This is a genomic window from Streptomyces sp. NPDC025806 (genome assembly GCF_055558275.1).
In genome coordinates this window covers 407,556-420,802 of sequence record NZ_JBVHMU010000005.1, presented here as the reverse complement: position 1 = coordinate 420,802, position 13,247 = coordinate 407,556, and the positions used below count along the sequence as shown (strand labels likewise).

10 protein-coding genes and 1 pseudogene are annotated in these 13,247 nt (G+C 71.5%); 3 read left to right on the top strand and 8 right to left on the bottom strand.

What is annotated here, in order from left to right; translation table 11 throughout:
• The first annotated feature begins 33 nt into the window (after nucleotides 1–33).
• A complete protein-coding gene (locus ACZ4E1_RS14775) occupies nucleotides 34–1,032 on the top strand; it encodes a GlxA family transcriptional regulator (RefSeq protein ID WP_467539396.1) in 999 nt (332 codons plus the stop codon).
• A gap of 27 nt (nucleotides 1,033–1,059) precedes the next feature.
• Here the strand turns inward: ACZ4E1_RS14775 and ACZ4E1_RS14770 are convergent, their stop codons facing one another.
• The 4 genes from ACZ4E1_RS14770 to ACZ4E1_RS14755 form a co-directional block, all read right to left on the bottom strand.
• Complete coding sequence (locus ACZ4E1_RS14770) at nucleotides 1,060–1,815, bottom strand: helix-turn-helix transcriptional regulator (RefSeq protein WP_467539394.1); 756 nt, start codon at nucleotides 1,813–1,815, stop codon at nucleotides 1,060–1,062.
• Between the two features lie 31 nt (nucleotides 1,816–1,846).
• Nucleotides 1,847–3,550, bottom strand: coding sequence for an amidohydrolase (locus ACZ4E1_RS14765; protein ID WP_467539391.1), 1,704 nt, complete (start codon nucleotides 3,548–3,550; stop codon nucleotides 1,847–1,849).
• Nucleotides 3,551–3,680: 130 nt separating this feature from the next.
• Nucleotides 3,681–4,175: a DUF3237 domain-containing protein gene (locus ACZ4E1_RS14760; protein ID WP_467539389.1), complete on the bottom strand. Its 495-nt coding sequence runs from the start codon at nucleotides 4,173–4,175 to the stop codon at nucleotides 3,681–3,683.
• Between the two features lie 128 nt (nucleotides 4,176–4,303).
• A complete protein-coding gene (locus tag ACZ4E1_RS14755) occupies nucleotides 4,304–5,632 on the bottom strand; it encodes an MFS transporter (protein WP_467539387.1) in 1,329 nt (442 codons plus the stop codon).
• Between the two features lie 62 nt (nucleotides 5,633–5,694).
• Between ACZ4E1_RS14755 and ACZ4E1_RS14750 the strand changes: the two genes are divergently transcribed.
• The gene (locus ACZ4E1_RS14750; RefSeq protein ID WP_467539385.1) at nucleotides 5,695–6,087 is read left to right on the top strand and encodes a MerR family transcriptional regulator; all 393 of its coding nucleotides are present in this window, start codon (nucleotides 5,695–5,697) and stop codon (nucleotides 6,085–6,087) included.
• 48 nt (nucleotides 6,088–6,135) lie between these two features.
• Here ACZ4E1_RS14750 and ACZ4E1_RS14745 read toward each other — a convergent pair whose 3' ends face one another.
• The 3 genes and pseudogenes from ACZ4E1_RS14745 to ACZ4E1_RS14735 all read right to left on the bottom strand — a co-directional run.
• The gene (locus tag ACZ4E1_RS14745) at nucleotides 6,136–6,300 is read right to left on the bottom strand and encodes a hypothetical protein (RefSeq protein ID WP_467539383.1); all 165 of its coding nucleotides are present in this window, start codon (nucleotides 6,298–6,300) and stop codon (nucleotides 6,136–6,138) included.
• 191 nt (nucleotides 6,301–6,491) lie between these two features.
• Nucleotides 6,492–6,713, bottom strand: a complete 222-nt coding sequence (locus ACZ4E1_RS14740; protein WP_467539601.1) for a cation transporting ATPase C-terminal domain-containing protein — start codon at nucleotides 6,711–6,713, stop codon at nucleotides 6,492–6,494.
• Nucleotides 6,714–6,951: 238 nt separating this feature from the next.
• A pseudogene (locus ACZ4E1_RS14735) lies at nucleotides 6,952–8,814 on the bottom strand (cation-translocating P-type ATPase); the annotation flags it as partial.
• Nucleotides 8,815–9,235: 421 nt separating this feature from the next.
• Here ACZ4E1_RS14735 and ACZ4E1_RS14730 point away from each other — a divergent pair.
• Nucleotides 9,236–10,207 carry a 1-phosphofructokinase family hexose kinase gene (locus tag ACZ4E1_RS14730; RefSeq protein WP_467539381.1) on the top strand — a complete coding sequence of 324 codons (972 nt, stop codon included), beginning with the start codon at nucleotides 9,236–9,238 and terminating at the stop codon, nucleotides 10,205–10,207.
• 351 nt (nucleotides 10,208–10,558) lie between these two features.
• Here ACZ4E1_RS14730 and ppsA read toward each other — a convergent pair whose 3' ends face one another.
• Complete coding sequence (ppsA, locus tag ACZ4E1_RS14725; protein WP_467539379.1) at nucleotides 10,559–12,958, bottom strand: phosphoenolpyruvate synthase; 2,400 nt, start codon at nucleotides 12,956–12,958, stop codon at nucleotides 10,559–10,561.
• Between the last annotated feature and the right edge of the window lie 289 nt (nucleotides 12,959–13,247).

Genomic DNA, 13,247 nt, shown 5'->3' with positions numbered 1-13,247 from the left:
TACCGACATGCCATGCCGAGAGTGGGAGGGTCCGTGCCGGACACCGTCAGACGACTCATCGTGATCGTGCTCTTCGAGGGCGTCGACCTGCTCGACGTGACCGGGCCGCCCGAGGTGTTCTCGCTGGCGCTGCGCGAGACCGAGGAGGCGGCGGGCTACCGGGTGCTGCTGGCCGCCGAGACCCTGGATCCGGTCACCACCGGCGCGGGGGTGCGCATCCTTCCGGACATCACCTTCGCGCAGGCCGCCGCGGGCACCATCGACACGCTCCTGGTGCCCGGGGCGGTGGAGCTCGACGAGGAGCGCCGCGCCCATCCGCTCGTCGACCCCGAACTCGTCGAGTGGGTACGGGTGTTGGCCGCGCGTACGCACCGGATCACCTCGGTGTGCGTGGGCGCGCACCTGCTCGCGGCCGCGGGACTCCTCGACGGCAAGCGGGCCACCACGCACTGGTCCACCGCGCAGCAACTGGCCGCCGACCACCCGGCCGTACAGGTCGACGCCGACCCCATCTTCATCCGCGAGGGCAATGTGTGGACGGGCGCCGGGATCAGCGCCTGCCTCGATCTGTCGCTCGCGCTGATCGCCGACGACCTCGGCGAGGCGGTGGCCCTGCGCGTGGCGCGCCAGTTGGTGATGTACCTGAAGCGGCCCAGCGGTCAGAGCCAGTTCAGCGTGCCGCTCGAGCAGGTGTCGACGACGCGGCGCATCGAGGATCTGCGCCATCACATCCTGCGGCACATCGACGAGCCGCTCACGGTGGTCGATCTCGCCGCGTACGCGCACGTCAGCGACCGGCACCTGACCCGCCTGTTCAAGACCGAGCTCGGGACGACCCCGCACGCGTACATCGAGTCCGTCCGGGTGGAGAAGGCCCGCCACGAGCTGGAGTCGTCGGACAACACGCTGGAGCGTGTCGCGACGCTGTGCGGGTTCGGTACGACGGACACGCTCGTGCGGGCCTTCCGCCGACGCCTGAACACGACACCGACGGAGTACCGGCGCCGGTTCCGGGTTCCGCAAGTTCCTTGACGGACAAGGGAGTTCAGGGAGGGCTGTTCATCGGGAGGGTTCGACGCCCCAGGCCGCGGCTCGGGCGGCGGCGGCCGCACGGTTGGGGAGGTCGAGCTTGGCGAGGATGTGCTCGATGTGGGTGCCCACGGTCCGCGGTGTGATGTGCAGCCGCTCGGCGATCTCCCGGTTCGTCCGGCCGGTGGTCAGCTCGCCGAGCACCTCCAGTTCCCGGGGCGAGAGTCCGCCGGGCCTCCGCCCTCGTACGGCCGGCTCGGGCGGCGGGCCCGCGCCGGGGTCGACGGCCGCGGCGAGGGCCTCGGTGAGCAGGGTGACCGCGGCGCGCGCCGGATCGGGCGCGCGCCGCGGACGGCGGGTGCTGACGTTCAGCATGCCGACGTACCGGCCGTCGGTGGCGAACAGGCACTGGGCCACACCGTCCTCGATGCCGAGCGGGGACAGCACTTCCTGGAAGCCCGGGGACGCCGCCAGGAGGTGCCGGGGGACGTCCCTGAGCCAGAGGCCGCCCCGGGCCGGGCTGCGGAGCACGGCGAACACGGGATCGCGGTGGAGGCGGTTCTCGATGTAGGCGGTGGCGTCGTCCGGGTAGCTCCCGGCGAGCGTCGTGTGGCGCCGGCGCAGCGGATCCCACCGGGACAGCGAGGCGTGGTCGTACGCCATCACCTCGGCCAGCGCCGCCAGGACGGTGCCGACGCCGGCCGCCCCGCTCGCGGCGTTCCTGGCGGCCTCGCGGACGTGGACGGCCGCGTCCAGGATGTCCGCCGTGCTCCGCCCCGCTGCCACGCCCCCATGATGATCACGCGTCCGGGACAGGTCAATCTCGCAGGATGTCGTGCACGACCTGCCCGTCCATGACGGTGAGGACGACGGGCATCCGCGGGATGTCGTGGGGGTCGGCAGCGAGCAGGTCCCCGTCGAGGACGCAGAGGTCGGCGACCTTGCCCGGCTCCAGGGAGCCCTTCCAGTCGTCGGCGAAGTCCTGCCAGGCCGCGTCGATCGTGTACGTACGGAGCGCCTCGGCCAGGCCGATGCGCTGCTCGGGGCCGCTGATCCGGCCGGTGGCCTTCGACTCGCGCAGCATCATGGTGGCCACTCCCTGGCGCCAGTCCGGGTGGGTGACAGGAGCGTCGGAGCCGCTCGCGACCCGCACCCCGGCGTCGATGGCGTCCCGGTAGGGCCAGGCGTAGGCGGCCCGTTCGGTGCCGACGAGTTCCGCCTCCATGTCGGCGACGGTCCACTTGATGGTCGGGTTCATGTTGACGCCGAAGCCGTGCGCGGCGAGGACCTTCATGCTGTGCGCGGTGAGGAAGTCGCCGTGGATGACGTAGTGCCGCGCGTCTTCCCTCGGGTGTTCGGCCGCGGCGGCGGCGAAAGCGTCCGCGACGGTGTCGCAGGCCCGGTCGCCGGTGACGTGGACGCCCACCTGGTGCCCGGCGGCGTGGGCGTGCCGGATGATGGCGTCGATCTCGGCGGTCCGCTCGGCGTCGTTCGCGCCGCCCACGCACAGCGCGCCGCAGCCGCCGTCCACGTACGGCTCGTGCATCCAGGACGTCTTGTTGGGGACGATGCCGTCGGCGAAGATCTTGACGCCGTGGATCGCGAGGCGGCGCGGGTCGGCGTCGCGGCGGTCGCCGAGGGCGTCGAGGGTGCGGGCGAACTCCTCGGCGCTGCTCGCCATTCCGGTGGGCAGGAGGAGGACGCCGAGGCGGGCGGTCAGTTCGCCGGCGGCGAGCAGCTCGCGGTAGACGTCCAGGGTCTGCGCGCCGAGAGCGCCGCGCATGATGCCGTCGCCGCCGGGGCCGAGCCCGGGTTCGGTGTAGCTGGTGATGCCGAGCCGGGCGAGCGTGGCGAGGTTCGACCTGATCGCGTCGGCCCGCTCCTGGCGGCTCAGCGGTGGCAGCGCGTTCTGGATCAGGGCCTGGGCCCCCTCGTGGAGCAGCCCGGTCGGTTCGCCGGCCGGGTCCGCGACGATGACCCCGCCGGGCGGCGCCACCGTGTCCCGGTCGATCCCGATGAGTGCGAGCGCCCGGGAGTTGACCCAGGTGGCGTGCCCGGAGAAGCAGTAGAGGGCGACGGGGTGGTCCGGGCTCACGGCGTCCAGGTCGCTCCGCGAGGGCTGACGCGCGGGGTCGGCGAGGCACTCGTCGAGGTAGCCGGTGTCCCAGCCGTGCCCCGTGATCCACTGCCCCTCCGGAACCCGCCCGGCGGCCTCCCGTACCGCCTCGGTGACGTCCGCGAGGGACGACACGGCGGCATGGCCGAGGTCGAGGGAGAGCGGCGGCGTCGACATGCCGAGGGCGCAGCCGTGCAGATGGGAGTCGTTGATGCCAGGAAGCAGGGTCGCTCCCCGCAGATCGACGACGCGCGTGCCGGGTCCGACGAGCGGTTCGACGTCGCCGGGCCCGCCGACGGCACTGATGATCCCGTCGGTCACCGCGAGCGCCGAGGCGACGGAGAACTCCGCGTCGACCGTGACCACCTTTCCGCCGAGAAACACCAGGTCCGCATACGTGTCCACCGAAGGTCCTTTCACCGACCGGGCGCACCGCGGCCACCCGGGAACGATCTCCCGAGGACTATGGCCGCGCCCACGCACCTCGCACATCGGTCATCCCACCGATGCGCGCGTCAGGTGTTTCGGGTCGGCGTCAGACCACGGAGTAGAAGCGGATGGCGACTTCGGAGTCGTCGCCGCGGGCCAGGCCGATGAAGACGGTCCGAGCGAGCCAGAGGTGGGCGGGGGCATCGGTGCGGAAGACGGGGCAGGTTCGGTAGTACACACCTGTCTCGGACACCTGCAGGGCGCCGTCGTACTGGGCGGGGGCGGCGGGGTCGTCCTCGTGGTAGTAGCCGCGGTTGGTGATGTCGATGACCGCGCCGTCATCGGCTTGAAGGAGGTATCGGGCATCGAGCTGATAGACCCCGCCGCGTGTGTCGCACCAGTCGCCGCCGCCGGCCAGGACGGTGCCGCGCAGGCGGGGGCCATCGACAGTGCCGCCGGTGATGGGGACGTACTCGGTGACTTCGCCGGCTCCGTGCCCGATGTGCAGGGAGGGAGCGAGGAAGGCTCGGACCTCGAAGGCGAAGCTGAGGGCGGGGCTGAAACCCGGCCCGACGACGGGATGCGACTCTGGGGCAGGCACGGCACTCCGTAAGGCTGCGGGGCTGGCGTGGCGGACGGCAGATCATAGGCAAGCCTCGGCAGACATGGTCAACGGTGTTGACATAACGCGGCCTTGCGCCGTTGCGGCCCCGCCCACGTCGCGGCCCCTCACCCGAGGTCGAAGGGACGTGAGTGCTGTGCCGCCGACGCGTCTCGGACGGTACGTCGCGCCTCCTCCGCCGGCGCATGCGCGGGCTGAACCTCTTGTCGGCGGCTCTCGCTGACCTTCAGTACGACGATGCTGGTCGGGGCGGTGAGGATCATCAGCGCACCGCAGCCGACGAGGACAGCGGGGGCACTGGTCCGGTCGAGGACGAAGCCTCCGAGCGCGGCTCCTGTGGGAGAGGCGGTCAGGAGTACGGCGCCGCGCGCGGCCAGAACCGTGGTGAGGGAGTCGGCGGGGGTGCGGTCCTGGATCAGGGTGAAGGAGAGCGCGGAGTAGGGGCCGTAGACGAGTCCGGCGAAAGCGAAGCCGATCAAGGAGGGGACGGCGGTGTCCGTGAGAGCGAACGGGAGCATCCCGATGCCGTGGCCCGCGATGATGCCGAGGATGGCCGGCCAGAGGGGAAGCCGTATGGCCGCGCCCAGTGCGAGGGCGCCGATGACTGCTCCGACACCGAAGGCGGCCCAGTAGGCGCCGAGCAGCCCGGCGCCGGCATCGAGGTCATCGGAGACGAACAGAGGAAGGGCGACTTCGACGGGACCGAACGCGAGGTTGAACACCCAGGTCACGAGGAGCAGGCCCAACAGTTCCGGCCTGCGGCGCAGAATGCTCAGCCCGCGCTGTGTGCCGCCTGTGACTGGGGGCGCCGCTGTCCGGGGCAGGGTGGTGCGGCCGGCCTGGAGGGCGAGGACGGCGAACGTGGCGGCGTCCAGGCCGATGATCCATGCCGGGGAGATCACTCCCACGAGAAGCCCCGCCAGGGCGGGGCCCACAATGGTCGCGGTCCACAGGCTGGTGCTGAGCACACTGTTGGCCGCCAGGCGGCGGTCCTCGGGGAGCAGGGGGGCGAAGAGGGCGTGCTTTCCCGCCTTGCCCCAGGCGTGCAGCAGCGAGGAGGCGGCCAGGAGTCCGACGTACAGGACCGGGGTGAGCAGCCCCGCGATGTGTGCGAGCGGGACCGCCCCCAGCAGTGCGGCCCGCAGCGTGGCGTCGGTGACCAGGAGCCGTCGCGCGGGCAGTCGGCGCATCCACCTGCCGAGAACCAGGGCGCCCAGCGCGCCGGGCAGGACGTAGGCGGCGACAGCGATACCGGCCAGCGCGCCTTGACCGCCGTCAGGGCCCAGGGCGAGTGCGAGCCACGCGACCGCGACGACGGTCATGCCATCGCCCAGGTCGGACAACGCGAAGACCGGCATCAGCCGACGAAAGGCGCCGTCGGCGAGCAGCGAACGATAGGGGCCGGGCAGCAGGCGTCCCGGTGCGACTGAGAACATGCAGGTCACAGTCGCGCTTCAAGCATGCTTGAAGTCAAGGACGGACCGAGGAGGGGCCGGGCATGCGGTATCTCCCCATTGGCGAGCTCGCGGAGACAGTCCACGTGCGTGCTTCGGCCCTGCGCTACTGGGAGGAGCGCGGCCTGCTGCCCGGCGCGCGTCGCGAAGGCGGGCGTCGTGTTTGGCCCGCCACCACAGTCCGACGGGTCGCCCTGATCAAGATGGCTCAGCGGGCGGGCTTCACCCTCGCCGAGATCACACAGCTGCTGGCCGAGGGCACCACGCCGTCCGCCACCCGTCAGTGGCGGGACATGGCCACGCGCAAACTGCCCGAACTCGATCGGCACATCGCGCAGACTCAGGCCCTGCGGCAGGCAGTTGCGGACTGTCTGGAGTGCGGCTGCATGAAGTTCGATCAGTGCGTACTCCTCGACGCCACGGACGTAGCGCCCTGACCGCAAACGCTCGACGGGGGGGAAAGCCAGGTCGGCGACGCGTACGGCTCACCCTGTGGAGTCGGTGACGAATCGCCGCGACAGGGAGGGCAGGTCCTCCTCGCGGCTCATGGCCGGCACGGCGTCCAGCAAGTCCTGGAGCCGGTCCTGGGCCGCGGCCAGCTCACGCAGCATCGTCGCGATCTCGTCCAGCTTCGACCCCGACTCTGCCACCAGGGACAGCAGGTCGGCGCGTCGGCGTGCGCGCTCTCGAGGGCACCGGGTCTTGCGACCGGCAGGCCTTGGCCGCTGCGCAGACCTGCCGCACGGGGAACGCCCGCGAACCCGACTTTCGGGCGATCGGGGCCGGGGTCGGGGGCTCGAACTGCCGGCGCGCAAGAAGCGGGGCCCGTGGCATCACCCGGCTACCAGCCGGCATGGATCAGGACGGCGAAAAACCCGAACATCTCCAGCACCGCACAGATGACGCCGAGGAAGAGCCAGGCGCGCAGCAGCATCGGGCCGCGGATGACTCCTTCGGAGCGAGGACGGGGCGGGCGGTCCATCAGGCCGGGTTCGGCCCGCTCGCGGCCCAGAGCCAGGGCGGGGAGGGTTTCGGTGCCGACGTCGAAGGCGAGCAGCTGCATCACGGTCAGAGGCAGCGGGACCGTCCCGCCGCCCAGGGCGAACACGAGGAACGGCGTGACCTCGGGGGTGGTGTGGGCGAAGATGTAGCAGATGAACTTGCGGATGTTGTCGTAGATCTGCCGTCCGGCACGCACGGCCGCGACGATGGTCGCGAAGTTGTCGTCGGTGAGCACCATGGTGGCTGCCTCGCGGGCGACGTCGGTTCCGGAGCGCCCCATCGCCGATGTCGGCGCGGCGCAGGGCGGGCGCGTCATTGACTCCGTCGCCGGTCATGGCGACCGTGTGCCCTTCGGCCCGCAGCGCGTCGGCGATGCGCAGCTTCGCCTCGGGCGAGGTGCGGGCGAAGATCAGCTCACCGCTGTGCCGCAGAAGCCGGTCGAGGTCGCCCTCGCTCATCCGGTCGAGCTCCTCGCCGGTGACGACTGGCGGGTGCTCGCCTCCGATACCGACCTGCCGGGCGATCGCGGCGGCGGTCAGGGCGTGGTCGCCGGTCACGATGACGACGCGTACGCCGGCGCTGTGGCAGTGCGCCACGGCCTCGGCCACCTCGGGGCGTGGAGGGTCGGCCATGGCCGCCAGGCCGATCAGCGTCAGATCCCGTTCGGCTTCGGCCCGGGTCGCGGGCAGCGCGGAGGGCTCCAGGCGGCGTTCGGCCATGGCCAGGACCCTCAGTCCCTGACGGGCGAGGTCGTTCACTCGCTCCTCCACCTGACGACGCACCTGATCGGTGAGCGGCTGGGGGCGCCCGTCCGTCCCCAGGACTCGGCTGCACCGTGGCAGCACTGCCTCGGGTGCGCCTTTGGTGTCGACCCATGTCGCACGATCACGCTCGTCCACGGTGGACATCAGCTTGAGCACCGGATCGAAGTGGAACTGCCTGCGACGGCCCTGCTCGCGCTCGGACGCGGTGATGCCGTGTCCGAGATGGTCGGCGGCCTCGAGCAGGGCGAGCTCGGTGGGGTCGCCGATGGGAGGGTCGTCGACATCGGACCGTGCGTTGTTGCATCGGGACATGACTGCCGCGAGGGAAGGCAGCACCGGATCGTCCGGCCCGTCCCCCGGTGTGCCGGTGCGCAGGCGCTGCTCGCCGCCGGTTGCCGTCCACACCCTGTCGACGTGCATGCGGTTCTCCGTCAGGGTGCCCGTCTTGTCGGTACAGATCACGTCCGCAGAGCCGAGCGTCTCCACCGCGCTGAGCCGCTTGACGACAGCCCCGCGCCGCACCAGCTCACGCACCCCGAGCGCCAGCGCCAGGGTGATCACCGGCAGCAGCCCTTCCGGCACATTGCCCACCAGAAGTCCGACGGCGAACACCACCGCGTCGTGGAAGGCCAGCTTGGCCCCGAACACGGCTATCGGCAGGAACGCCAGGCCGGTGACCACCGCGATCAGCGCGATCAGCCACGCCACGCGCCTGACCTGGCTCTCCAGTGGGCTGACCTCACGTTCGACCCGCTCGGACAACGCGGCGATCCGCCCCAGTTCGGTGTGCATGCCGGTGGCGAAGATCAGCGCCCGACCCTCGCCCTCCGTACATGCCGTTCCGCTGAACACCAGGTCGCGAGCCTGCAACCACGGCACTCGCACATCTGCCAGATCCGCTGCCCGGTAAGCGGGCATCGACTCACCGGTCAACGCCGACAGAGCGACCTCGACCCCGCCCGCGATCAGCCGTGCGTCGGCCGAGATCCGGTCCCCCTCCGCGATCACCAGCACATCCCCGGGCACCAGGTCGACCGCGTCCACCACCTGCTCCCGCCCGTCCCGCAGAACCTTCGCCCGCTCCGGCAGGTACGCCGCAAGCGCCTCCACCGCGCGCTCGGCCTGTCTCTCCTGCACGAACGCGAACGCGGCGTTGACCACGATCACCACCACGACGGCCAGCGCCACCGGGAAGATCCCCGCCCACCACGCCAGCAGCGCCGCCGCCCACAGCAGCAGAGCGAGCGGATGAGTGACCTGGCGTGCCAGCTCCCCCGGCCAGCGCCGCCCACCCCGGCGGTGCAGCGCGTTGGGCCCGTAATGCACCAGCCGTCGGGAGGCCTCCCGGGCGGTGAGCCCGTCACGCGTAGTGCGCAGGTCACGCAGCAGCAGCTCCACCCGCTCCTCTGGGTCCAGCTCGCCCACGACGGGCTCCGACGTCCCGAGCTCATCGGGCACGATCCCTCACCCCAGATCCCGCCGATGGTCCGGCGCGCGCCGATCTCGTCTCTCCCGCACCCTCGCAGGGCAGGTCTCCCACGGTCCGAACGCCCACATGTTGACGCTCACCATCCTCACCGGCCGGTATCCGAGTCCCGCGCCCCACCTCCCATCTCCGCACAGCACCGCCCGATCCGGCATGGGCCACACAGTCCCCATGCGTGCCCCACAGGCCCCATGCCCTTGCGCCGGCGGGTACCCCGGCTCGCGATGTCGACCGGCGAGAGCCCTGCCCCGCAAGGGTGTGCGGCCGTCTTCCGCCGGCGTTAGCGTCGAAATGACACCACTGCCCTGCTGTCGTGCATGTGGGGAGCCCACCATGAATCCCGCCTCGGCCGAGCGCGTGCTCACGCTGACCATGAACCCGACGATCGACATGTGCTGGGACGTCCGCCACCTCACTGACATGGGAAAGAACCGCGCCCGGGTCAGATCCGTCTCCGCCGGAGGCGGGGGCATCAACGTCGCCCGCGGCATCACCCGACTCGGCGGCACAGCCACTGCCCTGCACACCTCGGGCCGCGAACTCGGCCGCCGCCTGGACCGGTTGCTGGACGAGGAGGGCATCGACCACGTTCCCCTTCCCATCGACGGGGAGACCCGCGAGGCGCTCGTCCTCCTCGAGACCGAGACGCGCCGTAGTCACCACATCGTGCCGCCGGGTCCGGTACTCGACGAGTCCGAGGGCCTGACGTGCCTGGACACACTGACGGAATCGCTGGCCCCTGGCCGATTCGTGGTGGCCAGCGGCAGCCTCCCGGGCGGACTGTCCGACGCCTTCTACGGAGCCGTGGCCCGCAGAGTCGAGGAGGCCGGAGCCCGGCTGGTACTGGACACATCAGGACCGGCGATGCGCCACGGCCTGGCCGAGGGAGTCTTCCTCTTCCGCTGCAGCCGCAAGGAAGCCTCCTACCTGCTCGGCCGTGAGGTGCGCACCTTCGACGACGCCCGAGCGGTCAACACCCAGCTGCTCTCCGCGGGCTCCGCCGAGGTCGCGATCACCACGATCGGTGAGCTCGGTGCGCTCTGTTCCACCCGCGAAGGTCACACCGAGATGCGCGTACCACCGTTGCCGGCGGTCCCGCTCAGCGATGCCGGAGCCGGGGACAGCATGGTCGCCGCGATCGTCACGCGCATGGCCGCGGGTGACGATCCGGTCCATGCCTGCGCGCTGGGCGTGGCCGTGGCCGCCGCGAGCGTGCTCACTCCGGGTACGCAGCCGTTCGACGTGGCCGTCGCGGAGTCTCTCCTCCCCGGTGTGAGCCTCACCTTCCACAGCGATCCTCCGTGACCGGCCTGCCCCGGGCGGGCGATCCGGCCGTCATACGGGCCGGGTCGTTGCCCTTGGCCAGGCACTTCACGACGATGTCCCGGTCCGTGACCATTCCGTGGAGCCGGTCGTCCGGCCCGCAGCTCCTTCCGTCCCCCTGTTTCATGACCACGCGGGTTCACCGCGTTCACAGCCAGGACGCGGGGACCTGGATGGTGTGTACGGGGCGCTGCCCCGCGGGGGTGATCGTCTCGGGACGCGAGTCGGTTCTGGTCCGGTGGGCCCGCACCGTGCCTGCGGCCGGCGTGTGAGATCGGCGGTGCGGCGGCATCGGCTGCCGGACCGCGCGGCCGCGTGTCCTGCGAGGCATGGTCACTCCTTTCCGGCCGAAGGGCTGCGAAGCTCCTTCTCGGCCCGCGCCACCTGGCGTCTGACCTCCGCGAAACTGTCGGGTGCCACGGAGATCGAGTCGAGGCCCGCCGCGACGAGGACCGCCGTGAAGGCGGGGTCGTCGCTGGGCCGTTGGCCGCACAGGCCGACGGGGCGGCCTGCCCGGTGGGCGAGGTCGGTGAGCCGCTCGATGCTGCGGACGACGGCCGGGTCGCTCTCGTCGAAGACGTGGGCGAGCGCCTCGGAGTCGCGGTCCACGCCGAGGGTCAGCTGGGTGAGGTCGTTGCTGCCGATGGAGAAGCCGTCGAACCGCTCGGCGAACTCCGTCGCGAGCACGATGTTGGCCGGGATCTCCGCCATCACGTAGACGCGCAGCCCGTTCTCGCCGCGCACGAGCCCGTGCTCGGCCATCACGGCGAGGACCTGGTCGGCCTCGCCGAGCGTGCGGCAGAAGGGGATCATCACGATCACGTTCGTCAGTCCCATGGCTCCGCGTACCCGGTTCAGCGCGCGGCATTCGAGGGCGAAGCCCTCCCGGTACCCCTCGCTGTAGTAACGGCTCGCCCCGCGCCAGCCGATCATGGGGTTGGCCTCGTCCGGTTCGAACGGCCGGCCGCCGAGCAGTTTGGCGTATTCGTTCGTCTTGAAGTCGCTGGTGCGGACGACGACGGGGGCGGGCCGGCGGGAGGCGGCGATCCGGGCGATGCCGCGCGCGAGGTGGTCGACGAAGTACTCGCCCCGGTCGAGGTAGCCCTCGGTGAGCCGGTCGATGACGTGCCGGTCGTGGCGGTTCAGCCGCTCCGGGTGGAGCAGCGCCATGGGGTGGACCTTGACCTGGTGGGCGACGATGAATTCCAGCCGGGCGAGTCCCACGCCGTCGGCGGGCAGCCGCCACCAGCGGAACGCGGCCGACGGGTCGGCCAGGTTCAGCATCACGCGGGTGCGGGTGGCCGGCAGTTCCGTGAGGTCGGTCTGCGTCTCCTCGTACGGAAGCAGCCCTTCGTAGACACGACCGTTCTCGCCCTCGGCGCAGGAGACGGTCACAGGCTGTGCGTCACGCAGGCACCGTGTGCCGTCGCCTGTGCCGACGACTGCGGGCACGCCGAGTTCACGGCTGACGATGGCGGCGTGCGAAGTGCGGCCACCGTGGTCGGTGACGATGGCCGCAGCCCTTTTCATGACCGGCTCCCAGTCGGGGTCGGTGATGCCCGTGACGAGAACGCCGCCCTGGGGGAAGCGGTCGAGGTCGACCGGTGCGTCCAGCAGGACGACGGGACCCTGGCCCATCGACTCGCCGACCGCGCTGCCCGTGACCAATGGCCGGGGCGCGGTGACGGTGAGCCGGCGGCGGACCAGTGTCGTCGTCCGGCGCCGGGACTGGACGGTCTCCGGGCGTGCCTGCACCATCCAGAGATCGCCCGTCAGCCCGTCCTTGGCCCATTCGAGGTCCATGGGGCAGCCGTAGTGGTCCTCGATCGCCACGGCCCACCCGGCCAGCAACCGGATCTCGCTGTCGTCCGGCACTCTCTGGTGGCGTTCACCTGCGGGCGTCTCGACGGTGCGGGTCGGTCCCGGGTCCGCGTACACGGTGCGCAGCCGCTTCGTGCCGATGCGTACGTCGATCACCGGGTCGAGGGCGGGGTCCTTCAGGCTCGGCTTGAACACGGTGTACTCGTCGGGGTCGACCCGGCCGCTGACGACGGTCTCCCCCAGGCCCCAGGCGGCGCTCACCACGATCACGTCGGGAAAGCCGGTCTCCGGGTCGAGCGTGAAGGCGACGCCCGCGCCCGCGAGATCGGAGCGGACCATCGCCTGCACGCCGATCGACAGGGCGACGGCCAGGTGGTCGTAGCCCATGCGTTCCCGGTAGTCGATCACCCGGTCCGTGAACAGGGACGCGTAGCACCGGCGGCACGCCTCCAACAGCGCGTCCGCGCCGCGTACGTTGAGGTAGGTCTCCTGCTGCCCGGCGAAACTGGCCTCCGGCAGATCCTCAGCCGTCGCGCTGCTGCGCACGGCCACGTCCGGATCCTTCCGGCCGATCTGTTGGCCCAGGCGCGTGTACGCGGTGAGCACCGCGTCCCGCAGCGCGGCCGGCAAGGGTTGGGCGAGGACGAGAGCGCGGACGGCCGCGCCGACCTCGTCCAGGGGCGCCCCCTGGTGCAGACGGTCGATCAGAGCCCGTACCCGCTCGCGCAGTTCTCCGCTGTCGAGCAGTTCGTCGTACGCTTCGGCCGTGGTGGCGAAGCCCGGCGGCACACGGACGCCGGCGGCGCCGAGCTGATTGGTCAGTTCGCCGAGCGAGGCGTTCTTGCCGCCCACCCGCCCGACGTCGTGGCGGCTCAACTCGGTGAACGGGACGACTCGGCTCGGCGATCGCATCGCTTCCTCCACGGTTCCCACCGTCGTCTCAGTACGGGAGCGGGCGACCGGAGGGCGTCCTCAGGTCGAGGGGGCGGGGCCGGCGCGGTGGCGTCGGCCGGCGGATGATCCGCGTCTGTTCCATCGTGCTCACCTCTGGAAACCGGATGGCTCTTCGGTGTCGCCCTTGTCCTCCTACGGTGCCTGCCGCGGAGAGCCGCTCCCAGTGCCGAGGGGGCAGGCGGCGGGACCGGTCGGCCCATCGGGGGCCGGGGCCGGAGGGCCCCGGAATCGGGTGGGAGCACCGTGT